Source organism: Chitinophaga sp. H8 (assembly GCF_040567655.1).
Lineage (GTDB): Bacteria > Bacteroidota > Bacteroidia > Chitinophagales > Chitinophagaceae > Chitinophaga > Chitinophaga defluvii.
This window is the reverse complement of sequence record NZ_JBEXAC010000001.1, coordinates 3,165,490-3,189,065: the sequence shown is the minus strand read 5'-3', so window position 1 is coordinate 3,189,065 and position 23,576 is coordinate 3,165,490. Positions and strand designations below refer to the sequence as shown.

21 protein-coding genes and 1 tRNA gene are annotated in these 23,576 nt (G+C 43.1%); 9 read left to right on the top strand and 13 right to left on the bottom strand.

The features are described from left to right. Positions 1-58: 58 nt before the first annotated feature. The 3 genes from ABR189_RS12125 to folK form a co-directional block, all read right to left on the bottom strand. A complete protein-coding gene (locus ABR189_RS12125) occupies positions 59-1,546 on the bottom strand; it encodes a catalase (RefSeq protein WP_354660760.1) in 1,488 nt (495 codons plus the stop codon). Positions 1,547-1,751: 205 nt separating this feature from the next. After that, positions 1,752-2,381 carry a deoxynucleoside kinase gene (locus ABR189_RS12120; RefSeq protein ID WP_354660759.1) on the bottom strand — a complete coding sequence of 210 codons (630 nt, stop codon included), beginning with the start codon at positions 2,379-2,381 and terminating at the stop codon, positions 1,752-1,754. Positions 2,382-2,432: 51 nt separating this feature from the next. Next, positions 2,433-2,939: a 2-amino-4-hydroxy-6-hydroxymethyldihydropteridine diphosphokinase gene (folK, locus tag ABR189_RS12115; protein WP_354660758.1), complete on the bottom strand. Its 507-nt coding sequence runs from the start codon at positions 2,937-2,939 to the stop codon at positions 2,433-2,435. 168 nt (positions 2,940-3,107) lie between these two features. On the opposite strand from folK, the gene sppA reads away from it, so the two are divergent. The 6 genes from sppA (at position 3,108) to ABR189_RS12085 (ending at position 9,441) form a co-directional block, all read left to right on the top strand. Next, positions 3,108-4,862 carry a signal peptide peptidase SppA gene (sppA, locus tag ABR189_RS12110; protein WP_354660757.1) on the top strand — a complete coding sequence of 585 codons (1,755 nt, stop codon included), beginning with the start codon at positions 3,108-3,110 and terminating at the stop codon, positions 4,860-4,862. A 222-nt stretch (positions 4,863-5,084) separates the two neighbouring features. Continuing rightward, entirely contained in the window at positions 5,085-6,188 is a 1,104-nt protein-coding gene (locus ABR189_RS12105; protein WP_354660756.1) for an ABC transporter permease, read from the top strand. A gap of 75 nt (positions 6,189-6,263) precedes the next feature. After that, positions 6,264-6,791: an SRPBCC family protein gene (locus tag ABR189_RS12100; RefSeq protein WP_354660755.1), complete on the top strand. Its 528-nt coding sequence runs from the start codon at positions 6,264-6,266 to the stop codon at positions 6,789-6,791. Between the two features lie 61 nt (positions 6,792-6,852). Then, complete coding sequence (locus tag ABR189_RS12095; RefSeq protein ID WP_354660754.1) at positions 6,853-7,392, top strand: SRPBCC family protein; 540 nt, start codon at positions 6,853-6,855, stop codon at positions 7,390-7,392. A 51-nt stretch (positions 7,393-7,443) separates the two neighbouring features. Continuing rightward, on the top strand, positions 7,444-8,871 hold the full coding sequence (locus ABR189_RS12090; protein WP_354660753.1) for a glycoside hydrolase family 30 protein: 1,428 nt from the start codon (positions 7,444-7,446) through the stop codon (positions 8,869-8,871). Between the two features lie 72 nt (positions 8,872-8,943). Beyond that, positions 8,944-9,441, top strand: coding sequence for a DUF2911 domain-containing protein (locus ABR189_RS12085; RefSeq protein ID WP_354660752.1), 498 nt, complete (start codon positions 8,944-8,946; stop codon positions 9,439-9,441). Positions 9,442-9,526: 85 nt separating this feature from the next. Here ABR189_RS12085 and bioA read toward each other — a convergent pair whose 3' ends face one another. From bioA to ABR189_RS12060, 5 genes are all read right to left on the bottom strand, one after another. Then, the gene (gene bioA / locus ABR189_RS12080; protein WP_354660751.1) at positions 9,527-10,813 is read right to left on the bottom strand and encodes an adenosylmethionine--8-amino-7-oxononanoate transaminase; all 1,287 of its coding nucleotides are present in this window, start codon (positions 10,811-10,813) and stop codon (positions 9,527-9,529) included. A gap of 79 nt (positions 10,814-10,892) precedes the next feature. Beyond that, entirely contained in the window at positions 10,893-13,454 is a 2,562-nt protein-coding gene (locus ABR189_RS12075) for an ATP-binding protein (RefSeq protein ID WP_354660750.1), read from the bottom strand. 234 nt (positions 13,455-13,688) lie between these two features. Further along, positions 13,689-15,851, bottom strand: a complete 2,163-nt coding sequence (locus ABR189_RS12070) for a TonB-dependent receptor (RefSeq protein ID WP_354660749.1) — start codon at positions 15,849-15,851, stop codon at positions 13,689-13,691. An 81-nt stretch (positions 15,852-15,932) separates the two neighbouring features. Beyond that, complete coding sequence (porY, locus tag ABR189_RS12065; protein ID WP_354660748.1) at positions 15,933-17,204, bottom strand: PorY family sensor histidine kinase; 1,272 nt, start codon at positions 17,202-17,204, stop codon at positions 15,933-15,935. A 45-nt stretch (positions 17,205-17,249) separates the two neighbouring features. Next, positions 17,250-17,927, bottom strand: coding sequence for a response regulator transcription factor (locus ABR189_RS12060; protein ID WP_354660747.1), 678 nt, complete (start codon positions 17,925-17,927; stop codon positions 17,250-17,252). Between the two features lie 62 nt (positions 17,928-17,989). Here ABR189_RS12060 and ABR189_RS12055 point away from each other — a divergent pair, with 62 nt between their 5' ends. Next, positions 17,990-18,559, top strand: a complete 570-nt coding sequence (locus tag ABR189_RS12055) for a pentapeptide repeat-containing protein (protein ID WP_354660746.1) — start codon at positions 17,990-17,992, stop codon at positions 18,557-18,559. Positions 18,560-18,665: 106 nt separating this feature from the next. Here ABR189_RS12055 and ABR189_RS12050 read toward each other — a convergent pair whose 3' ends face one another. Further along, positions 18,666-18,998, bottom strand: a complete 333-nt coding sequence (locus ABR189_RS12050) for an RNA recognition motif domain-containing protein (RefSeq protein ID WP_354660745.1) — start codon at positions 18,996-18,998, stop codon at positions 18,666-18,668. Positions 18,999-19,256: 258 nt separating this feature from the next. On the opposite strand from ABR189_RS12050, the gene ABR189_RS12045 reads away from it, so the two are divergent. Beyond that, positions 19,257-19,330: transfer RNA gene (locus ABR189_RS12045), tRNA-Pro, on the top strand. Between the two features lie 181 nt (positions 19,331-19,511). On the opposite strand, the gene ABR189_RS12040 is transcribed toward ABR189_RS12045, so the two are convergent. The 3 genes from ABR189_RS12040 to ABR189_RS12030 all read right to left on the bottom strand — a co-directional run bounded on the left by ABR189_RS12040 (position 19,512) and on the right by ABR189_RS12030 (position 22,152). Then, positions 19,512-20,435 (bottom strand): helix-turn-helix domain-containing protein, encoded by a 924-nt coding sequence (locus ABR189_RS12040; protein WP_354660744.1) that lies wholly within the window; start codon positions 20,433-20,435, stop codon positions 19,512-19,514. A gap of 93 nt (positions 20,436-20,528) precedes the next feature. Continuing rightward, the gene (locus ABR189_RS12035) at positions 20,529-21,416 is read right to left on the bottom strand and encodes an SDR family oxidoreductase (RefSeq protein WP_354660743.1); all 888 of its coding nucleotides are present in this window, start codon (positions 21,414-21,416) and stop codon (positions 20,529-20,531) included. Between the two features lie 271 nt (positions 21,417-21,687). After that, positions 21,688-22,152: a hypothetical protein gene (locus ABR189_RS12030; protein ID WP_354660742.1), complete on the bottom strand. Its 465-nt coding sequence runs from the start codon at positions 22,150-22,152 to the stop codon at positions 21,688-21,690. Positions 22,153-22,456: 304 nt separating this feature from the next. Between ABR189_RS12030 and ABR189_RS12025 the strand changes: the two genes are divergently transcribed. Next, entirely contained in the window at positions 22,457-23,035 is a 579-nt protein-coding gene (locus ABR189_RS12025; RefSeq protein WP_354660741.1) for a dihydrofolate reductase family protein, read from the top strand. A 42-nt stretch (positions 23,036-23,077) separates the two neighbouring features. On the opposite strand, the gene ABR189_RS12020 is transcribed toward ABR189_RS12025, so the two are convergent. Next, entirely contained in the window at positions 23,078-23,488 is a 411-nt protein-coding gene (locus tag ABR189_RS12020) for a carboxymuconolactone decarboxylase family protein (RefSeq protein ID WP_354660740.1), read from the bottom strand. Between the last annotated feature and the right edge of the window lie 88 nt (positions 23,489-23,576).

Genomic DNA, 23,576 nt, shown 5'->3' with positions numbered 1-23,576 from the left:
AAAAGTGCGTTATTTAAGCTGTCCGCTATACTATCTGCTTACAGCGGTTCGCAGTTGTTTACTTCGTGTGTGCGGCCGGTATTTCCGCTTCAACACCTAAACCTTTGGCGATGCCCATTCCAAACTGGATATCTGCCCGGAAGAAATGACAAAGTTGTCTTTGAATGATCATATCCTTTTTAGGCCCCGTGATGCCAGACATACTGGTTACCACATTATGGATGGTATTTTGTTTTTCCTGTGCAGTCATTAACCGGAACAGGTTGCCTGGTTGTGTATAATGATCATCTTCACCAGGTGCATTACGATCGTACCAGTCGGCCGTTAAGGAATCGAGATCCATACCTGGTTCTTTATATGCAGGGTCTGGTTCGATATTATCAAAGCTGTTGGGGAAATAGTTGGGATTGCTGCCACCATTGCCATCTACCCGCATAAAGCCATCGCGTTCATAGTTATTTACCGCATAAGGGCAACGGTTTACAGGAATCTGTTCATAGTTTACTCCCAGGCGGTAGCGGTGTGCATCCGGATAGGAAAGTAAGCGGCCCTGCAGCATTTTATCCGGAGAGTAGCCGATACCATCCACCACATGGGCGGGTGCAAAAGCAGCCTGTTCTACCTCGGCAAAATAGTTGGCCGGGATTTCATTCAGTTCCATTACGCCTACATCAATCAATGGATAATCGGCATGCGGCCATACTTTGGTGAGGTCAAAAGGATTCCAGCGGTAATCTTTGGCTTCAGCTTCCGGCATTACCTGGATTTTAAAGGCCCATTTTGGAAACTCTCCACGGTCAATAGCCTCAACCAGGTCGCGCTGCGCATGATCCGGGTCTTTGCCTCTCATTTCCCCTGCTTCTGCATCTGTAAAGTTTTTGATACCCTGCATGGTCAGGAAATGGAATTTTACATAGAACCTCTCATTCTTACTGTTGAGGAAGGAGAAGGTATGGCTGCCAAAACCATGCATATGACGATGGCTGTAAGGTGTACCCCGGTCGCTCATCAGGGTGGTTACCTGGTGAAGGCTTTCCGGATTGAGGCTCCAGAAGTCCCACATCATGGTTGCACTCTTGCAGTTGGTGCGGGGATCCCGTTTTTGTGTATGGATAAAGTCACTGAATTTCTTAGGATCCTTAATGAAGAAAACAGGCGTATTGTTTCCCACGAGGTCCCAGTTCCCTTCTTCTGTATAAAACTTCAATGCAAAACCACGGGGATCGCGTTCTGCATCTGCGGAGCCTTTTTCGCCACCTACGGTAGAAAAACGTGCCAGCATCCTGATCTTTTTACCTACCGTATTAAAAATTTTGGCCTTGGTATAAGCGGTGATATCATGTGTAATGGTGAGGGTACCATAGGCGCCGGTACCTTTGGCGTGTACTACTCTTTCAGGTATTCTTTCCCTGTTAAAATGGGCCATCTTTTCATGCAGGATAAAATCCTGTAGTAAAATAGGACCGCGTGGTCCGGCCGTCATAGAGTTTTCATGTTCAAAATACGGAATACCAGCTGCGGTAGTAAGCTTCTTCTTTTCAGCCATAAGGTTAATGTTTTGTAAGTGAACAAATAGAGATGCCTTATTAGAAAACAAGCAGAACAGCATATTGTTTTCACAATGTTTGTACGGACGATTCGATAGTCACTGCCTGTTGTGTATGCAACAAAAATAGGCTTACGGGGGTATAAGCCAAAATAATATTATTTATTATCGTATAGATAAACTAGATATCTGTATTTCGTAGATTTTACAGCTTCATATAATTGATGCCAGGTGCATAGTCTTCTTCCAGGGCAGTGAGGAGGCGTTGAAAATCATCCGGTTGGCGTACAAAGTCCCATTTGGAAGTATCGATCATCAGCGTACGTACCGGATGTTGCTTAATATATTGCATATACATATCATGTACGTTCCGGAGATAGTCGTCCGGGATTTGTTGTTCGTAAGAGCGGTTCCGGTGACGGATATTTTCCTGGAGCCTGCTAACCGGTGCGTTTAAAAAAATGAGGAGATCGGGTTGAACCAGTTGGGGGTTAATTATATCAAACAATTTCTGGTATAGTGCATATTCTTCTTCCGGCAGGTTTACTTTGGCAAATAAGAGGCTTTTGATGAAGAGATAGTCAGACACCACCACTTCGCGGAAGAGGTCCTGTGTTTGCAGCATATCTTTCAGTTGTTTATAGCGTTCTGCCATAAAGAATAGTTCGAGCGGAAAGGCGTATTGCTGGGGGCGTTCATAAAAAAGCGGCAAGAAGGGGTTATCTGCAAATTCTTCCAGGATAAGCTTAGCATGAAAATGGGCAGCCAGTTTACTGGCCAGGGTTGTTTTTCCGGCGCCAATGTTTCCTTCAATTGTGATAAACCTGTATTGCATGCTTAGCTGTATTCCGTGGCATACCGTTGCGGCGGCCGGGTGATTAAAAAGTTATTGTCCTGTGGAAGAGGTATCTGCCTGGTACCTGGTAGCTGGCAGTAGGTCCGGACAAGCGGCCAGCAGTTCTTTTACGCTTTGGTGCAATACCGGGTGTACATAGCCGGGAACGATCTCATTTAAGGGCACGAGTACAAACTGCCTGCTTTGCATCCTGGGATGGGGGATTTTGAGGTCGGGCAGGTTGATAATAGCATCATTATAAAAGATCATATCTATATCAATCACCCTGGCTCCCCATTTATGCTGGCGGATACGGCCAATCTGCCGTTCTGTTTCCAGCAGCGTATGCATCAGCGGAAGCGCTGCCAGCGGGGTCGCTATCTGCAGCGCCTGGTTGAGGTAGTCCGGCTGTTCCACATTACCCCAGGGCGCCGTTTCGTATAAGGCGGACGCTTTTACTATTTCTCCTGCATTACGGGCAATCAGTTGCGTGGCTTGTTGCAAATGCCCGATACGGTCTCCTAAATTGCCACCTATAAGTAATATTGCTGTATTCATGTATCTTTGACGGCCCAAAAGTAGCCATATTCCTTATTTTTGGAAAGGACTGTGGAAATTAAATCCTGCTTTTACACGTAAACATAGTTTAGCGCTCTTTTGCAAAGGACTAAAACAGGTAGCAAGAGGCGTGGATAAAAATGGTATCTTGAATTTATAATTTCATTTATGCGTAGTTTTTTCAAAATTTTCTTCGCCATGTTGCTGGCATTGATCATCTTCACCATTGTGGGGGTGGTTATATTACTGGGCATTATTGGCCGGTCTGTTACCCCCGAAAAAGTGGTCATTGCTCCCAACGGGGTACTGGTGCTGGAAACCAGCCAGCTGTATCCGGAACAGAAAGTGGCCAATCCGTTTGGCGGACTGAAGATCGGGCCTGATGAAACCCCTGGCTTGTATGATGCCGTACGGCTTATCCGGTACGCTGCTACCGATGATAATATCAAGGGCATTTATCTCAAAACCAGTGGTAATCCTAACGGATACGCTACCAATGAGGAAATCAGAAATGCCCTGATTGCGTTTAGAAAAGCAAAGAAGTTTATCTATGCCTATGGAGAAGGGATGAGCCAGAGCGGGTACTATATGGCTTCCGTGGCAGATAAAATATACCTGAACCCTAAGGGTGGGGTGGATTTTGGCGGGTTTGCCGTACAGCTGATGTTCCTTAAAGGAACGCTGGAAAAGCTGGACATAGAACCACAGATCTTCTATGATGGGAGATTTAAAAGTGCTACAGAGCCTTTGCGCGAAACGCAGATGACAGCAGCCAACCGTATTCAAACCAGTGCTTTCCTGGATGAACTATATGGCAATTTCCTGCAAAAGATCGGTGAAATCCGTCAGATTGATACCGCTGTTTTGCATGGCTATGCTAATGTAGGACTGATTCAGGAAGCTTCGGATGCATTGCAATATAAACTGGCAGATGGCCTGAAGTATGATGATGAGGTGATAGACGAGATCCGGCGTAAACTGGGGCTGAAACCAGACGATGATGTGAACTTTGTATCATTGAAGAAATACGAGAAAAGCGCTAATTACAATTCCGGCAGTGCTGATAGTAAGATTGCCCTCATCTATGCCCAGGGGAGTATCGTAAGTGGCGATAGCGAAGGGCCGGATGTGATCAGCAGTGGCCAATACCTGAAGGAAATACGGAAAGCCCGTTTGGATAAAGATGTGAAAGCCATTGTTTTCCGGGTAAATTCCGGTGGAGGTAGTGCCCTGGCTTCCGAAGTGATCTGGCGGGAGTTACTCCTGGCCAAAAAGGAAAAGCCTGTGATTGTATCTATGGGAGATTATGCTGCTTCCGGAGGATATTATATTTCCTGTATGGCAGACAGCATCTTTGCACAACCGAATACGTTAACCGGCTCTATTGGCGTGTTTGCGGTAATGCCGAATATGCAGGGATTCTTCAAAAATAAGCTGGGTGTAACATTCGACGGGGTAAAAACAGCGCAATATGCTGATCTGGGTACAGCCAGCCGCCCGCTCACAGAGATAGAAAAGAAATTTGTACAAAACTCCGTAGACAGCATTTATGCTTCTTTCAAATCCAGGGTAGCTACCGGCAGAAAGCTGGATCCTGCTATTGTGGATAGTATTGCACAGGGCCGTGTATGGAGTGGCGTACAGGCCAAAGCGTTAGGGCTGGTAGACCGCCTGGGTGGTGTAGATGATGCACTGGCCTGTGCTGCTAAAATGGCCAACCTGTCTACTTATTCATTAAACGAATACCCGGAAGCACAGGATGTAGTGACCCGGTTCATGAAACAGCTGGGAGGAGATGCCAGCGCTGTGATGATTAAAAAGGAACTGGGAGAAAACTACAAGATCTACCAGCAGATTAAAAATGTACAGCAGATGAATGGGGAAGTGCAGGCACGGTTACCGTTTGATTTTCAATTAAAATAGCATAAAAAGAGCTGTTAGCCATTAGCAGTTAGCTTTTAGCCAAAGTCCGTAATGCAGGCTTTAATAATGATAAAAGCCGCAGTGTTATACTGCTTAGGTCAGCTAATGGCTAAAAGCTAACTGCTAATAGCTAATAAAAGAGCCTGCCGTATTCCGGCAGGTTTTTTTATGGAAATGGGCAAAACAATAGTAGTTTTACGCGGTTTTTAATCAAGCAATCAGATGAATGGAGTGAAGTACAACCAGATCAGAGCAATGTTGGCGGTTACCAAGGCCAGTTTGAGAGGGATATTCCGCAGCCCGTCCGCAGTCGTTTTCAGTCTTGGGTTTCCCCTGGTATTTATCCTGGTATTTGGATTTATAGGGGATAGCGTTGTATCTGTAAGGGTAGGAGTGGATAAAAACGCGGATACCAGCAGCATTATCTATAAAGGGTTGGCTAATACCAAGAGTATCAGATTGGTAACAGACAAAACGACGGAGGAAATGGAAGAGGACCTGAAAAAGGGCCGTATTACCGCTGTTATTAACATTACCACCAAACCCAGTGAGGGCACAGCACCGGCTTATGATGTAAAGGTGCGTACTTCTACGGCTGCCGTAGATAAGATCCAATTGTTTGAATCCATTTTGAAAGATGTATCCACGCAAATAGACGACCGTTATTATAAGCGTCCGAGTGTAGCCACCGTTGAAACAGCGGTGATACAGGGAAGGGAATACAAGACGATTGATTTTGTGTTGCCAGGGCAACTTGGTTTTGCATTAATGAGTGCTGCCGTATTTGGCACTGCTTTCCTCTTTTTTAACTTACGGCAAACGTTGGTACTCAAGCGTTTTTTTGCCACCCCTATCAACCGCACCTATATTGTATTGGGCGAAGCACTTAGCAGGATGGTTTTCCAGTTACTGAGTTCTGTAGTGATCATTGGTTTGGGACACTTTGCTTTTGGATTTACCCTGGTGCATGGTTTTGTTACTTTTCTGGAGATGCTGGTATTATCAGTATTCGGGTTGGTGGTATTTATGGGATTCGGGTTTGTGGTGAGCAGTGTTGCCAAAAATGAGAGTACGATTCCGCCTTTTGCCAATATGATCACCCTGCCACAGTTTCTGTTGGCCGGCACTTTCTTTGCCGTAGACGCGCTTCCTACCTGGCTGCAACCTATTTGCAGAATGCTGCCGCTTACTTACCTCAATGACGCCTTCCGCAAAGTGGCCTTTGAAGGGCAGCACTTATGGGATGTGGGGTTCGAGATAGGTATTATCACACTTTGGGGAGTGGTGGTATATGCAGTAGCTATTAAGATATTTCGTTGGGAATAAGACCTTTATTTCACTTTTTTCACTCAGATAATATCCTTAACTTATAGAAGATTGGTTCCCCTAAAACCTGTACATATGCAAATTTTTTTATTGATAATAGGTGCATTGGCGGTACTGATTCTTGGAATAGTAACTTATTCCATGTTCCTTCCTCCTAATGTAAAGGTAGAACGGACGCTTCTGATAGCGGCTCCTGCGGCGGCTATCTTTGACCGGGTAAATATTTTACGGAACTGGGAGTTATGGTCTCCCTGGCAGCAGCTGGATCCGGCGATGAAGATTGTATATGGTGAAAAGGAAAGCGGGGTAGGTGCAGGATTTAGCTGGGAAAGCCGGCACCGGCATGTAGGAAATGGGAGCATGACTATCGTTGAATCCCGGCCGGTGGAATACATTGCAACCAACAGCAATTTTATGCATCAGGGGATAGCCAGGGGATATTTTCGCTTTGAGCCGGTAGCGGGTGGTACACAGGTAACCTGGGGTATGCAGGCTGATATGGGGCAAAATCCCATAAGAAAACTCCTGGGGTTGGTAATGGATAAATGGGTAGGCAGCGACTTTGAAAAAGGGCTGGCCAACCTGAGGCAGGTACTGGCCTGATAAAATAATGTTGAAGTAATACTTAGTCTGTCTGTCATTTTCTGGATCTTTTATTTTTTATATGCGATTTGTCAAGTTGTTTTTTATCAGTGTAGTGATTTTTGCAATAGTGATCTTCCTCATCTCATTAATGTTTCCTTCGAGATTAGTGATAGAACGGACAGGAGTTATTAATGCACCAATGAGTAAAGTATACACGGTAGCCAATGATCTAAAGGGCTGGAGGGCATGGAACCCATGGATGATAGCTGATAGTGTAGCGGTAATAAATTTTTCCGAGCCAGCTTCCGGTACCGGTGCCTATTATACCTGGGAAAGCACTAAGCCGGGAGGGGGAAGTGGTAAAGTCACCGTGTCGGACAGCAATCCTCAGAAAGGAATTTACTATCATATGGATTTCAGCAGTATGAAGTCTGTTTATTCAGGATTAGAAATGAAACCTTCTACTGATGGGAGTGGCACAGCTATTCACTGGTACCTGGAAACAGATCTGGGATGGCTGCCCTGGTGGAAATTCAGAGGGTTTATGGGGGATAAACTGTTTGGTCCGCAGATGGAGGAGGGGCTAAACAGATTGCGTACCATATGTGAACAACCATAAGCATTTTCTACTGTAGCATAGAATAATTGGTAGAACCCCAATACGCCTGTTATGAGAATATGCAGCCTGATGCTGATCATAAGCATTACATGGAGTTGTAATGCCGGCACCCCAACCACAGTACCTGGTCCTGTAACGGTATGCACTACCGACATGAGTGACCTGGTACTCCTCAAAATAACCGATTCCCTGACATGGAAAGCGTCAGGTGCCAGAACACGGGAAGACTCTCTTGTTATTGAAGTAGATACCAGCCGTACTTATCAGCAGATAAATGGCTTTGGGGCTGCTTTAACAGGAAGTGCAGCTTATGTGCTGCATAACTATGTAAACCCGCTATCGCGTGACAGCCTTTTCCGCCAGTTATTTACCCCCGCAGGGATAGGGCTGGATTTTTTAAGGGTGAGCATCGGCCCTTCCGACTTTTCACCACATAATTTTGCTTATCCTTTTCAGTTATTCCCGGATAGTACCCTAACATTGAACCTGGCAGAAGATACGCTTCATGTATTGCCCATACTCCGTGAGATATTGTCAATAAACCCGGCGTTAAAAATTATAGCCAGTCCCTGGAGCGCTCCGGCTTCATTTAAAAGCAATAAGCAGCTGGAGGGAGGCAGCTTGTTGCCAGCTTATGAATCGTTGTATGCCCGTTACCTGACAGGTTATTTACAGGCTATGCAGCGGGCTGGCATCCGGATATATGCGCTTACACCGGTGAGTGCGCCACTGGCAGGAGAACAAGCATATCCCAGTATGTCTTTAGGGGCAGTGCAGGCGCGCAGGCTGGTAAAAAACTTTTTAGGTCCTTATCTGAAAGCTTCCGGATCAGATGCCAGGCTAATGGTATATGATGGCAACCTGGATGGGGCAGAATATGCCGATAGTTTGCTGGATGAAAAGACGGTAAGTCAGTATGTAAGCGGAGTAGCTTTTCATGGATACGCGGGGTCAGTGTCCAATATGAGCCTGGTAAAGAAATTGCATCCTGAAATGGAGGTAGTCTTAACGGAAATCTCCGGAGGTGAATCCACTCCTGTTTTTGGAGATAATTTGCGTTTGTATGTACGTCATATGCTGATAGGGGGAATGCGTAACTGGGCCTCCGGCATATTGTTTTATAATCTTGCATTGAATGAGCATCATGGCCCTCAGAATAATGGGTGCAAAGATTGTAGGGGAGTGATCACCGTTTATTCCAAAACGGGACAGACAATCCGTACAGAGGAGTATTTTGCCCTGGGGCATTTCGGTAAGTTTGTCCGTCCGGGGGCTTACCGGGTTTTTTCTACTGAAATGCCGGCACATCAAATTTACAATGTGGCATTTTACCGGGAGGGACAGTATACCGTGGTGGTCATGAATGAAGCCAGGCATGCCCAACGGGTAAGTGTGGTCAGTGAAGCGCACATTTTTTCCTATACACTGCCGTCAGAAGCAGTGGTTACCTTTAGCTGGAAAAGTGGAGCAGGTAAATGATGGATGGTAAAGCGATTTTGGGAGGATTACAGTACATTCATGTATAAAATTTTAATCATAAAAACGCGCTTTATGAAACAGATGATCTTATTACTTTCCTTCCTCGTGGGCGCCAGTAGTATGGTGTTTTCACAGGCCCCTAAAAGCCCGGCGGTAACCGCAGAAGGCAAAAATGTAAAAGTCGCTTACGGACAACCTTCTAAACGCAATCGGGTAATATTTGGTGAGCTGGTACCTTACGGTCAGGTATGGCGTACTGGTGCGAATAAAGCTACGGAGATTACTTTTGCCAAAGATGGTACTTTGGGTGGTAAGCCGGTAAAGGCAGGCACTTATACTTTATTTACCATTCCTGAAGCAAAGGAGTGGACTATTATTCTGAATAGTCAGCTGGGTCAGTTTGGTGCATTTGACTATGACAAAAACAAGGGTAAAAATGTAGTTGAAGTAAAAGCCCCTGTAAAGACGATTAGCGGAGCAGCAGTAGAAAAATTCACTATTTCTGTACCGGCGGGTAAGTTGGTGTTTGAGTGGGATAAAACAAAAGTAGAAGTACCTGCACAGTTTTAAGCAGGTCATCACTAAATATAAATGTGCTGATAATGCCTGTCGGAAATCATTTCCATCCGGGTACTATCAGCACATTTTTTATACATTAATGCATCAATTCTTCCGCACAGGCGATAATACTTTCATATACCTGCGTCAGTTGCTCATTGGTAATGCAGTAGGGGGGTAAAATATAGAGTGTATTACCCAGGGGACGCAACATAATTCTTCTTTCACGGAAAAAACGGTGCAGGTAGTCAGCCAATTGATTTGTATAGCCATCTTCTCCTGCTGTGATGATATCAAATGCCAGAATAGTACCCAGTACGCGGGTATTTTTAATCACCGGCAGGGTATTCAGCCGGTCGGCAAACTGCCGGTGTTGTACATGGATTCTTTGTCTGTTTGCTGCACAGGCAGGTTCCAGGAAAAGGTCGAGGCTGGCCAGGGCAACAGCACAGGCTAGTGGGTTAGCTGTAAACGAATGTCCGTGGAAAAGCGTTTTCAGCTTATTGTCCGAGAGGAATGCATTATAAATAGCAGCAGTACAGGTAGTAACCCCTAATGCCATATTTCCCCCTGTAAGCCCCTTGGACAAGCAGATGATATCCGGTGCTACTGAAGTATACTGCATCGCAAAGTTTTTGCCTGTTCTGCCAAACCCGGTCATTACTTCATCTGCGATGAGTAATATGTTTTGTGACTGACAGTACTGTAATAATTCTTCAAAAGCAGCAGCCTCATACATCAGCATACCAGCAGATCCCTGGATGAGAGGTTCAAAGATAAAGGCCGCAATTTCTTCCGGTTGCCAGGCTGCTATTTGTGATTTTAAGCTGGTAATATTGCTGGCTGTTGGCAGGTCGATGAAGTGTACCTCAAAAAGAAAATCATCAAATGCACGGGTAAAAACACTTCTGCCGCTGACACTCATTGCTCCAAAGGTATCTCCATGATAGGCATGATGAAAAGCGAGTATTTTTCTCTTTTTGATATCCTGGTTATGCCAGTATTGCAACGCCATTTTAAGAGCTACTTCTACCGCTGTAGAGCCATTGTCTGAATAAAACACGCGGCTTTGCGGGCCTGGCAATATCTTCAGCAGTCTTTCTGCGAGGTTTACGGCAGGAGGGTGGGTATACCCGGCAAAGATGCAATGCTGTAACTGTCTGGCCTGTAAGGCCAGTTGTTCTGCAATATAAGGATGTGCATGTCCGTGAATGTTGACCCACCAACTGGAGGTAGCATCTATATAGCTATTGTTTGCTTCATCAAAGAGCAGCGCACCTTCTCCCCTTAGCAGGGCAACAGGTGCCGGTGCCGTCTGCATTTGGGTATAAGGATGCCAGATCACGGCCAGATCACGTGCTGATAAATTTGAATTGTCCATCATTGAGCCTGTAGTTTATCCTAAGCATTCAAAATTAGGGCATTTTGTTATGGCAGGGATCATAGCTGGCATATAAAAATAATCAGTGTTTTGCTTGTTGTTCCTGTAGTACTATTTGAAGGGTTTTATACAGGACATCCGGTTTAAAAGGCTTTTGCATAACATGCCGTACTTGGAGGGCCGCCAGTTTTTCTGTTACCTCAGGCATAATATCCGCTGTAATTACAATGATAAAAGCTTCCGGAAGCAGGGCCCTGATATAGGGGATTGTTTCATAGCCATTCATTTCCGGCATATGCAGATCCAGGATAACACCAATAAAATGTTGTTGTCCCATTTCTTTGACTGCTTCTTTACCATTCGTGGCAACAGTAGTAACAGCGCCGGTTTTATTAAGGTGGTGCTGTATTACCATTACATTGATCGGATTATCTTCTACAATCAATACCGGCATATTTTTCAATAATCCGGGAGGTAATTGAAATGGTGGTGCTGGTTTTTGCACTACTGTTTCCTGGAGATCGTAGCGGAGGGAAAACCTGAATTCCGTACCTACTCCTGGTTGGCTGATCACATCGATGTGGCTGTTGTGGAGTTCTATCAGGCTTTTGATGATAGCGAGCCCAAGTCCTGTGCCACCATGTTTGCGTGAGGTGGCAGAGTCGGCCTGCATAAACAGCTCAAATATTTTCTGCTGTATATCAGGGTCAATACCTTCACCGGTGTCGGTTACAGCAAAAGAGATGACCGCCTCATCTGACTGGAGCTGTTCCAGCAGTACATCCAGTCGTACATACCCCTTGCTGGTGAATTTGATGGCATTGTTAAGCAGGTTATTTAATATTTGTGCTAACCTTACATGGTCGCCTACTATAATAGTGGGTAGCTTTTCATCGAAAGAGGTAAAGAGTTCGATATTTTTATTGTTGGCCGAGGGCTGGTGGTTATTGGCAATGGAGTGCAGTAATTTGGGAAGATCAAAAGGTTGGTGTTCCAGTTCCATTTTACCGGCATCCATTTTACTGAAGTCGAGAATATCATTGATCAGGGACATCAGATGCTGTGCAGAAAATTGCAGGTTCTGGACGAGCTTTGCATTTTCCGGCATATGTTGTTCCTGCAGGATATTGGTAATCCCAATAATTGCATTCAGTGGTGTACGTATTTCATGGCTCATTGTAGATAAGAAACCACTTCTTGCCTTTGCGGCTTTCTCCGCCACTTCCTTTGCCTGGATCAATTCCAGTTGTGATAGTTTTTGCTCAGTGATATCCATTATAACACCCCTGTAATGGGTGAGTTTTCCATCCTGAAACATGGGGATACCTATGGCACGTACCCAGGTTTCTTTTCCTTTAGCAGAAACGTGTCTTAGTTCCAGGTCATAGGGGATATTCTCGGAGAATCCTTTGCGGGCAGCCTCCCGTAAAATGGCCTGGTCATCCGGATGATAAAAGCTGTATCCTGCCTCAATGCTAACCGGGAAATCAAGGGGTACTTCCCGCAGTTTATACATATATCTGGTCCAGAACATTTGCTGTGTCTGAGGATTTACTTCCCAGCCCCCCAGCCGGGCAATTTCCTGGCTTACATCCAGGAGTTGGTTAGCTCTTTCCAGTTCTTTCCGGGCAGCTATTAATGCCTGGTCCGCCTTTTTGCGGGCAGTGATATCCTTGATAATGATAGCAATACGTTTGGGTCCCTGTGGTCCCTGACTTTTCAGCAAGGTAATTTTAAGGCTGTACCAGTATGCTTTATTTTCCCGAATATCCGGATAATCCCATTCCTGCGACTCTCCGGTTTCCAGTACTTTATCTATTAGTTTGTTGGACATTTCCGTGTGTTTTCCCATGACTTCCCTTATATGCCGTCCTATCAGTTTGTCCTTGGGTAAAAACAACATCTCTTCATTATTGCACCATACCTGTGTGAAGATTTTTTGTTCATTCATTTCCATCACAATATCATCCAGGGAAGTAATCAGTGCTTCCATTTCCGACATCAGCTGATGGTGTTGCTTTTCAATCAGGGAGCGTTGCTCGTCTATGTGGTGTGCATGGATTAATGTACCATAGGTAGATAGCAGGGGTTGCAGAAAATCTGCCATACTTTCCTGGTACCCGCCTGGTTTATTGGCTATTCCTATCATACCAATCATTTCCTGATCGCGTATTACAGGAAGGCCCATAAAGGAATGGAGGATGGGATGGCCCTGAGGAAGTCCGGACCGGCGGTTATCCGTATCCGGGTTGTTACTGATAACCGGTGCAGCCGTTTTGAGTACTTCTCCAAAGAGGCTGTTTAAATTGGAAAAGATCATCTCTTTTCCAAGGTGATCATTATAATACTGCAACATCTCGGGATTCCAGGCATTATTTGTAACTGCCTGGGTGTGGAGATACGGGTTTCCTTTATCATTTTTCAGTACTTCTCCGATAAAACCATATTCGCTGCCTGTAATTTCAAGGGTACTATTAAGCAATGTTTCAAATACCTGCCGGGTACCTTTTTGTATGGCAAAGTCTGCATGCACTTTGCAAAGCATTTCCAGCATGCGGTTTTGTTGTAAAAGCATTGGGTCTACCTGCATAAGGGCACTACCAGTGGTATCGGTTTCAGGCTTACGGTTATTGGTCACATTCATCAGCGCTTTTTTAGCGAATAAATAACGGGGCTGGCATGGTTATTTTATTCCCTGTTCGGTTTATTGGTTACTCAGGTGGGCTAAATTTACAGAATTTACTTTGATAATCTATGGGCGGACGTAGATATGCCCATCTTATTTAAACAGTAGTTTATAAGATGGGCAGACTTTTCAATATGTATTGTTACGAAAAACAGTCGGGCTACATTTTACAGGTAAATGAGCCACTACCTGTTAAAGATCAAATTTGGCAGACAGATTAATGGTCCGTCCGTCAATAGGTCCCCATAGTGGTACAAACTGGGGATTGTTGACATTTCCGGTATATAAAGGGGCATTTTTTCCCTGCCGTGCATCAAAGATATTTTCACCATTGAGCACAATGGTGACATGCTCTCCTAATTTCCTGGAGATCATGGCCGCCCAGAACCAGTAGGAGGGGGCTTTTTCATTATTGTACAAATATTGATTGCCATTCCAGCTGTTTTCAATACCGAAGCGCCATTTTTCTGCTATTTCATAGGCCAGTGTTCCCGCAAATTTATCCTGGGGAGCAAATGGGATAAAGATAGCGGGTGTGCTGGTGTACTTTGAGGTGGTATGATTATAACCAAGATATAGTTCCAGGTGTTCCAGGCTAAGACGAATATAGGTGTCGGTGCCCAGGCTATTGATATGATAAGGCTGATTTTGCAGGGATATCGTACCATCCACCTGTAGTATTGGTAGAATAGGATTATTTATATGTGTATAATAAAGAGCCTGATTAATGGTAACATCTACTTTGCCCAGTGTGGTGTGGTAGTTAGCATCAAAATTTACGCCTTTACTTTTTTCTGATAATATATCCGCAGGAAGCGGGTGTAAGTTGCGATAACCAGTAGTTTGGGTCTGAGAAGAGAAGATGGCTGGTGTTTTGTAACCCGTACCTCCACTGAGCCGCAGGGATAGGTCTGATATAGGTTTGTATACAAAAGCGACACGGGGCAGAATGAACCAGCCATATACATTATGATAATCAGCGCGTATGCCGGCTTCAGCCATCAGCTGTGGAGTAAGGTAATAGGCGTCCTGTAAAAATGCACCTGTTGTATTGTAGGTATAGTTATTCAGCAAACTGCTGTCTGTACCATTTTTGCGGAATATTTCACCAGTGTTGTTAAAACCTATTACCCAGTCGTGCTGTTTGTTTTTTTTGTTGTAGGATATTTCGGCGTAGGTGTTGGTCTGATTACCTTGTAATAAAAAATCTCCTTCTTTATGCGATAGGTGATAAAAACTCCCGGCGCCTTTGACATGTAAACTGCCACCTGCCAGGGATCGTTGTGTAAATTGCAGATCTATACTGTGTCTGTTGCTGTTGTTGGATTCCGTGTATTGATGCAAGCCGTTTTTACCTTGGTCCAACACCTGCATGTCACCCCCTTCCCGTTTTTCGATAGTGCCAGTATATCCTGCCACCAATGTGGCATTCGGATTAATGTAATAGAAGAAGCGGGGATGAAGGAGGTATTGCCTTACTTTTGGAACATCGCTGAAGCCATCTTTATTCACATCTACCGGATTTTGAGTGGTAACACCGGCAAATAAAGTGAGCCCGGTTTTATGCCAGCGTTGTGAATACCAGGTGTTAAAGTTATTTTCTTTCAAGGTAGAGCGGTTGGCAAGGAGCGTTAGTTCTGGTTTGCTACCAGGTGTTTTGGCAATAAAATTGATCATCCCCGCAATAGCGCCACCACCATACAAGGTGGATACGGAGCCTTTTATAATTTCAATTTGTTTCAGGTCAAGAGGAGGGATGGCCAGTACCCCAAAGTTACCACTAAGGCCTTCGTAAACGGGTAGTCCGTCGCGCAACAATTGCGTGTATTTACCATCCATACCTTGCATACGAATGGAGTTGTTGCCATTTACTGCGGAGGTATTCTGAATATGGATCACTGAAAGATCACCCAATATACTGGCTACATTACCTGGCTTGATACCACTTTCTTCCTGCATATCTTCCAGGCCCAACACTTCTACTTTCATGGGCAGGTCTTCTACACGGCTGTTGGTACGCGTAGAACTGATCACTACTTCCTGCATATTTTCACCTTGCTGCTTCAGTAGTACAGGAATCGTATCAACACCTGTATAAGGAAACGTTAAGTTAAGCGTGGCCGGTTCATAGCCAATTGAAGAGAACCGGAAAATGATTGTTCCTTTATCTTGCCGGGGTAAACGAAATATGCCATTATTGTTGGTAGCTGTTCCTTTCTGGCTGGTAACATTTAATACAGATACACCAGGTATTGGTTGCCTGGTAGTACTATCTTTTACGGATATGATGATGTCCTGTGCGCTTACTATAAAGCCTGTACTTATCAAGATCAGTGTGAACAGTGCCTTTTTCATGCCTGCTAATTTGATACAAAGTAACAGGGTGATTTTGTAGAGAATCTGAAGCTGGAAAAATGTAGGCTGTTGACGGTATAGTTATGAGGTTTGCGAAATGATAAAACGATGGGATGGCTTTTGGTAGTTATAGGTAATGTTCAGGTGATTGGTATCCGTTATTTTCTTTACGATAGCGAGTCCAAGTCCGTTGGAGTCTGGGTTGGCTGCTTCTCCGGATTTTTTAAAACGTTGAAACAGCTGTTCCGGTTTAATTACCGGTAAGTAACTGGTGTTACTGATAGTGAGGGTTGTTGCTGTTAGATGCAGTACTATTTCACCTTGGGGGTAATTGTACTTAATAGCATTTCCCAGGAGATTACTTATCAGGGTATCTGCCAGGAACGGATGAATAGCCCATTGCACATCGGTGGCAATATCCCTGTGAATAACCAGCTGTTTATCCTGGATGAGTTCATCCAGCAAGCGCAGATACTTTTCTATTACCTGTCCCAAGTTTATGGTGGAGGTAGTAATGTATTGTTGATTTTCTATTTTAGCTAAGAGAAGCAGGTTTTGGTTAAGCCGGGAAAGGCGCTGCAAGGCTTCACAGCTTTGCGCAATTGCCTGTAATTGTGCGGGGGTGAGTGCATCATCCTGCAACAACAATTCCAGTTTGTTTTGCGCTATGGCCAGTGGCGTTTGCATTTCATGCGCTGCATCTTCCGTTAATTCTTTCATGTGGACATAATCTTCGTATATCCGGGTGGTCATTGTTTTTAATGTAGCGTTTAGCTGGTTAAATTCATGGACAGTGGTACGTTTGAATTGCAGGTCCGGCATTTCTTTTAATGCCACATGATGGATCTTTTCCAGCGACTGATAAAACGGCTGCCATATCCTTTTGCTGACCAGCCAATTAAGTAATAAAGTGAAGCACAACAAGCCGGCAAAGACACCGAGCATTACCTGAAACACATTTTTTATCAGGTCGTTTTTCTCAATTAAAGATTTACGGATAGTTAATAAGTATGTTTTACCATGAACAGGAATGGCCTGTGTCAATTGCCGGAAGGGGGTTTTCTGACCCGCTACTTCCTGGAAGAGCATGACATCCTGTAATACAGGTTGTTTTTGAGGGGGAAGGTCTACAGGTGTAATGCTGAATTCAGGTGTGGATAATGCTAATACTGCACTGTTCATAGGAATGGTATCCAGGTATCTTATCCATTGCAGCCGGTCATTCAACAGCTCTTCTTCCATTTCGTATTTTATTTCCTTGTTGAATTGAAAAAACAGATAAAATGCTCCGGCAGTAAGCACAGGTAGCATGATGATCAGGAAATAAATTGTTGTTTTGGTAAGCAGTTTCATGCAAAAGGATTGAAGATACAGCAAGTGTTATGAATCAAAGACTATTCAACTATCTGTAAAGCGGTAGCCGGTGCCATATATGGTTTTGATATAATCCTCACTGCCGGCTTCCAGCAGTTTTCTGCGTAGGTTTTTGATATGTGTGTAGATAAAGTCATAGGATCCTGCTTCGTCATAGGCATCTCCCCATAGGTGGCCGGCAAGGGCTGAACGGGTAATTACCCGCCTTTGATTAGCAATGAAATATAATAACAACTGGTACTCTTTGCCGGTGAGGTCTACGGGCTTGTTATGTACGTGAACGCTTTTTAAGGAGGGTTGCAGTACTATTTCATTAAAAGTAATTAAGGTATTACCCTCAAAATTTTTCCGCCGCAGAACAGCATTAATACGGGCATTTAGTTCTGAGAGATGGAAGGGTTTGGTGAGGTAATCATCAGCTCCCAGTTCCAATCCTTTTAATTTATCTTCCAATGAATGCCTGGCAGAAATGATAATGATGCCAGCAGTGGATTTCAGTGTTTTCAGTTCCTGTACAATCTGCAGACCGTTGCCATCCGGTAATCCGATATCAGCTACAATACAATCGTAGTCAAAATCATTTACCTTGTTAAGGGCCTGCTGAAGTCCGGCTGCACTTTCGCATATAAAGCCCTGCTGTTCAAGGTATTGCTGAACAGATGCCAGCAATACAGGTTCATCTTCTATAATCAGCACTTTCATAAAAGTAAATGTAGGATATATTTATTTTCGTTTACTTTTACAAATTACATAAAGATGAAAAAATGAATACGATACATGAAGACAAAACATTTGAAAATATTACCTGGGACGATAAGAAAGTGCCAGGCAGAACGTTCGAAGTTTGTGTGTTCAGAGGGTGTTCTTTTTCCAATACTGATTTTTCTACCAGCAAATTTATAGACTGCACCTTTGAGAATTGCAATCTTTCTATGATTCAGGTAGAAGGCACCAGTTTGCAGCAGGTAGTGTTTAAGGATTGCAAAATAATGGGTGTAAATTTCAGCAAGTGTAACGGATTTTTGTTTGGTGTACACTTTGAAAGGTGTATTCTGGATTATACCTACTTTTATCAACGGAACCTTAAAAAGACGAAGTTTTTATATTGCTCTGTACGGGAAAGTAATTTTACTGCCTGTGATCTGACAAATGCAGTTTTTGATAACTGTAACCTGGAGATGACTGTTTTTAACAATACGGTGTTAAAAGAGACAGATTTTACAACTGCCTACAATTTTATAATAGATCCGGAATTCAATAAGATAAAAAAGGCCCGGTTTGGATTAGAAGGATTACCTGGATTGTTGACCAAATACGGCATTGAAATAGTATAGGCCAGCTATACCTGCAAAAAAAGCCAGAAGTGCTTACGCATTCCTGGCCTTAATATCCTCATATTTTACTTTTTCGCTATGGAAAATGAATGCTGTATGGCTGTGATCAGTACCTGTTATTGTAGCCACCACGGCCACCACCACCACCGCCTCTGTTATTGAAGCCACCACGGCCACCACCGCCAGGGCGGGTATTGGTTCTTGGCTTGGCTTCATTAACAATAATCGTACGTTGCATAAATTCAGTTTCATGTAATGCAGCAATGGCGGCTTCCGCTTCTGCCTGTTCAGCTATTTCCACAAATGCAAATCCTCTGGACTGGCCTGAGAATGAATCTCTTACAACTTTTGCTGAGCTGATAGCCCCAAATTCGGCAAAAAGTTCGTAAAGTTCCTGTTCACCCGCCTGGTGGCTGAGATTACCGACATAAATAGTCATGGTATTAATATTTTAAATTAGTGAATGCTTTAGGATAGCCAATGCAGAAGAACTGAGGAGCAGGGATGATCATCGCAGCGATAATGGAGTGGCAACACTAAATACCTCGTGAAGATACTCATTATTTTTTCAAATACAGGTTTCCTGCTAAATCTTTTAAAACGGGGATATGGGGGAGTAGTAGGCTGGTAACCGGCATCGTCCTGGAAAGAAAGTTTTGACAAATAAAAAAGGTGTTTTAAATTGTTGCTCCAATTTCGGGATGTAGCGCAGCCCGGTAGCGCGCGTCGTTCGGGACGACGAGGCCGCAGGTTCGAATCCTGTCATCCCGACTTGAGCCTTAAAGCCATACTGTAATGGTTTTGAGGCTTTTTTATACATGTTGTTTTCCTTGTTTACTTATAAGAATTAACCTGGATTCGACCCGCTAAATCCCGGTTTGGGTTTCATAATGGGTATCAAAGACAACTCAGTGAATGAAAGTAAGCCCGCTAAAACACAAATCTTCTCTTATCAGTTAAATGATTGCCTGAACGCTAAAGGTGATTGATGGGTTTTGCTTTTGAAAAGCCTGCTAAAAGCCTGTGGATGTTCGAAGCCCAGCCCGTAAGCTATTTCGCTTACAGAAAGTGAGGTTGTAGATAGTTTTTCTTTGGCTTTTTCAACTAACCTATTGTGTATATGTTGCTGTGTGCTTTGTCCTGTAAGTACGTTTAGCAAACGGCTAAGATAGCTTACCGATACGTTTAATTTTCCTGAAACGTATTGAACTGTTGGTTGCCCCTTTGAAATCAAATCATCGTTGCCGAAATAATCAGTTAGCAAATCTTCCAGACTTCCAAGGATTTGATGATTCGCTTTTTTGCGGGTAATAAATTGTCGTTTATAAAACCGTTCGGAATAGTTCAACAAAGTTTCAAGCTGTGAAATAATAATATTTTGACTAAAATCATCAATGTTCGTGTGATATTCTTGTCGGATGTTCTCAATAATGGTATTAAGTATTTTTTCTTCTTTATCTGATAAGAAAAGGGCTTCATTTACTGCATAATCAAAAAAATCGTATTGCTTAATTGTTTTCGCAAGCGGTGAGTTCCAAATAAAATCAGGATGGATTAACAGTAACCACCCTGTATGAAGTGGCGCTGTTTCCTTCTTTGCATGCTGAATGCTGAAAACCTGATTGGGCGCTAAAAAAAACAAAACGCCCGCATCAAAATCATACAACTGTTGCCCATATGTTATTTTAGCATTGGTTGTGTGTTTCAGGGAAACGGAATAAAAGTCCTGAATGAAACTTTCCGTATTTCCATCTGAACTGCTTTTGATAAGGCTATAATCAATCACGCTGATTAAAGGATGTTCAGGCTTTGGCAGGTTCCTGAACTGATGAAACTCGCTGATGGTTTTAATTCTTTTTGGCGTTTGGCCTTTCATTTGTTAAATATGATTTCTTCCTGATATTTCTTATTTACTGGACAGGATATTTGGTAAAGTAAATATTTTATGCTCCTGATAATGTGCTAAAAGCTATCCTTTATAGAAAGCATCAGCAAATTCCTTTGCAAAATCTTCCACTTTTATTTTGCCCATCGCAGGTTTGTTCAGTTTATAATCTTCTCCCATTGCACCGCTGTGGATGCTTGCGTTCAAGTCAACAAGGTCTGATGCAATACTCGCAGGTATTCCGTTTTGTTCCATTCCTTTTTTAGCCTGCTCATCGGTAAAGGTTAGCCATTGTAAACCGGGTTTGCTTATGGCGTTGCCCAAAACTAGGGCTGTTTCGCTCGCTGTCCTTTCATCACTTGCCACATATCTTACCTTTCTTGTTTCCGTAGGTGTTTTTTCCAGTTCTTCGGCAACAGCTGCCGAAATATCAATCGGATGCGCCCAAACTATTTTATCATCGCCACCATAGTTTGCACCTATAAAATCTACGGATTTTATCATACTGATAAACCCTAATAAGTTGTAATAGTAAGAACCGGGACGGATATGTGTAATGGAAGCATCCTGCAAACGGTTCAGCATAGTTTCTACATTATGAGAACCTAATATAATTCCTGTTCCCTTGTCTAAATGCGCTCCCCAACTGCTAAGATGAACTATACGTTTTACGCCCGATTGCTGAATGGCTTGTGCATAATTGTTTCCAATTTTTTTATAATATTCTACCTGATTAAGTTCCGAAAAATTGGGCGGTATCATACAATATACGGCATCTGCATCTTTAAAAGCGGATATTAAGAAATTGACATTTTCCAATGAACCAATTGCCGCTTTTGCGCCCAATGCTTCGATTTCTTCTTGCTTTTGCGCATTACTGCTGATAACTGTTACTGAATGTCCTTTTTGTACCAATGCTTGTGCAACCAACTTACTAATATGTCCTAACGAGCCTGTGATAACTATTTTCATTTTCTGATTTTTTGTTAATGCAAAGTTGCAACCAAGCGGGAAAACAGTTGTAACTAAAATTGACTTTGTTGTAACCAAAAATGAAGTTTGTATAGACAGAACGTAATAAAACAGACGATAGTCTTCGGATACACTTATCAAAAGGTTGGACGAGCAAGACGAAAAATGAAGGTAAAGGCTAATGGCTTTATAGTTACAACGCAATGAATATTAGTTCATTGCGTTGTAACTGTTTAGATACCAGCGCCTTGTTAGTGGCGGACTTTTCTTGTCAGTTTGATATTTCTAAGTTTTCAATCCATTGTCTTGCCTGTGTCGGGTCAGGAAAGAAATGTTCATTGTCGCTGCTGAATTTTGTTTCATACAAGTCCATTTTCGTTTCATCCTGATGCGAGTGTGCAGCCCCAACACATTTTATTCCTCTTGTGTTCTTGTATGTCATTGTCTTGGCTTCTTCCTCAAACAAGCCCAAATAACCTACTTTCCAACCATAGTCAGCAAGTGTCAGAGGAACAATACCCCTAAATCTTTTATGTGTGTCAATGTTTACCGCTTTAAAACCATACATATTGACAAAGATTTTAAACGTTGTGTTGTCTGGAAGTTGCTTCAATGTATCTTTGAAGGATTTTTCCCATTGTTCAATGTCTGTCTTTTCAAGGTCTCCGCTGATATGAGTTACAACTAACTTTTTGTCCGGATAGTAATTTGTTGCTGTAATTTTTTTCGTTGCCATTTTGGGATTATTTTTTATCTGTTTAATGTTTTTGGGGCATTCTTAACTTGCCATTAAACTTTAAATATACGCAATACTATTCATATCTGCCGCGAATGCGCTGTGATATGGAGAGCCCCAAGCCAGGTCATCACCTACCAGGTTATAAATGGACAGTAGTATTCCTTTACTTAATCAAAAATTTAATATATTTATAAAGATAAAGCGAAATACTTTTATAGCGTTTGATTGCCGAAGTCATGTTTCGTTTATGCTGATGTTAGCGATCATTTTAGGACGCCCCACAAAACAGATAGCAAAAAATATGAAAAAAGTAATTGCAGCAATCAATATGACGCTTGATGGTTTTTGTGACCATACCTCAGGTATCCCTGACGAAGAAATACATCAACATTACGCAGACCTGCTGAGAAGTGCTGATACCATTTTATATGGGAGGATAACCTATCAGCTTATGGAATTTTGGCGAACTGTGCTGGAAAATCCTACAGGCGATAAAGCAATGGACAACTTTGCAGTCGCAATAGACAACACCCCGAAGATTGTTTTCTCTCACACACTGAAAAATGTTGATTGGAAAAGTGCGAAATTAGCAAGTCAAGGCCTTGAGAAAGAAGTTTTGGAACTCAAACAACAATCGGGTAAAGACGTTTTTGTGGGCAGTCCGAGCTTGATTGTAGCTTTGACGAAACTTAATTTGATAGACGAATATCAACTTTGTGTTCACCCTGTTATCGCAGGAAGTGGTTTGCCGTTGTTTAAAAACATCAGCGAAAAAATTATACTTAAACTCATGAAGACTAAAACGTTTAGCGGTGGTGCTGTCATTCTTTATTATGAACCGGTAAACGAAAGAAGTACTAAATACGAAATGAATCGATAGTTGACATCCATATGGTACAGTTTGGACCGATTTAAATATACCCTAAATGCGCCCTTTATCTCCGCTGGCTTCTTCGAAAAGGCGCATCGCCATCAATCCATTTCCAACAGCTCCACCGGCGCGAAGGGCGGCAGCAATAAATACGGTTTCAGCGATTTCTTCGCGTGTTGCGCCCGCTTTAACGGCATTCTCAATATGTGATTCGATGCAATAAGCACACTGTGTAGTAAGAGCAACTGCTACTGACATTAGTTCGCGGTACTTGACGGGAATGGCGCCGTCCTTTCTTTCTGCGGTATGTTTTAAATTCATAAATGCAGCGGACTCCTGTCGGGCTGCACTTAGCAGGGCTTCTGTATAGGCCCGGTCTTTTGGACTTTGATATTCAGCCATCATTGTTGTGATTATGTTATTGAATAGTGTTTTAGCTATAACAAGATAATGAAAATGCATCGCTTAATCTATAGCGCACTATATAAAGTCCGGATAAGTTTATGGAGGCTCAGAGGAAGATAGCTGACATCCGCCACGCGGGTATCAC

Coding starts and splice junctions, on each gene's coding strand:
- folK (WP_354660758.1), bottom strand. CDS start 2,939: ATGAATACAGCAATATTACTTATAGGTGGCAATTTAGGAGACCGTATC.
- porY (WP_354660748.1), bottom strand. CDS start 17,204: ATGAAACTGCTTACCAAAACAACAATTTATTTCCTGATCATCATGCTA.
- ABR189_RS12105 (WP_354660756.1), top strand. CDS start 5,085: ATGAATGGAGTGAAGTACAACCAGATCAGAGCAATGTTGGCGGTTACC.
- ABR189_RS12085 (WP_354660752.1), top strand. CDS start 8,944: ATGAAACAGATGATCTTATTACTTTCCTTCCTCGTGGGCGCCAGTAGT.
- ABR189_RS12025 (WP_354660741.1), top strand. CDS start 22,457: ATGAAAAAAGTAATTGCAGCAATCAATATGACGCTTGATGGTTTTTGT.
- ABR189_RS12040 (WP_354660744.1), bottom strand. CDS start 20,435: ATGAAAGGCCAAACGCCAAAAAGAATTAAAACCATCAGCGAGTTTCAT.
- ABR189_RS12070 (WP_354660749.1), bottom strand. CDS start 15,851: ATGAAAAAGGCACTGTTCACACTGATCTTGATAAGTACAGGCTTTATA.
- ABR189_RS12125 (WP_354660760.1), bottom strand. CDS start 1,546: ATGGCTGAAAAGAAGAAGCTTACTACCGCAGCTGGTATTCCGTATTTT.
- ABR189_RS12095 (WP_354660754.1), top strand. CDS start 6,853: ATGCGATTTGTCAAGTTGTTTTTTATCAGTGTAGTGATTTTTGCAATA.
- ABR189_RS12055 (WP_354660746.1), top strand. CDS start 17,990: ATGAATACGATACATGAAGACAAAACATTTGAAAATATTACCTGGGAC.
- ABR189_RS12090 (WP_354660753.1), top strand. CDS start 7,444: ATGAGAATATGCAGCCTGATGCTGATCATAAGCATTACATGGAGTTGT.
- ABR189_RS12020 (WP_354660740.1), bottom strand. CDS start 23,488: ATGCATTTTCATTATCTTGTTATAGCTAAAACACTATTCAATAACATA.
- ABR189_RS12050 (WP_354660745.1), bottom strand. CDS start 18,998: ATGACTATTTATGTCGGTAATCTCAGCCACCAGGCGGGTGAACAGGAA.
- ABR189_RS12120 (WP_354660759.1), bottom strand. CDS start 2,381: ATGCAATACAGGTTTATCACAATTGAAGGAAACATTGGCGCCGGAAAA.
- ABR189_RS12075 (WP_354660750.1), bottom strand. CDS start 13,454: ATGAATGTGACCAATAACCGTAAGCCTGAAACCGATACCACTGGTAGT.
- ABR189_RS12030 (WP_354660742.1), bottom strand. CDS start 22,152: ATGGCAACGAAAAAAATTACAGCAACAAATTACTATCCGGACAAAAAG.
- ABR189_RS12100 (WP_354660755.1), top strand. CDS start 6,264: ATGCAAATTTTTTTATTGATAATAGGTGCATTGGCGGTACTGATTCTT.
- sppA (WP_354660757.1), top strand. CDS start 3,108: ATGCGTAGTTTTTTCAAAATTTTCTTCGCCATGTTGCTGGCATTGATC.
- ABR189_RS12035 (WP_354660743.1), bottom strand. CDS start 21,416: ATGAAAATAGTTATCACAGGCTCGTTAGGACATATTAGTAAGTTGGTT.
- ABR189_RS12060 (WP_354660747.1), bottom strand. CDS start 17,927: ATGAAAGTGCTGATTATAGAAGATGAACCTGTATTGCTGGCATCTGTT.
- bioA (WP_354660751.1), bottom strand. CDS start 10,813: ATGATGGACAATTCAAATTTATCAGCACGTGATCTGGCCGTGATCTGG.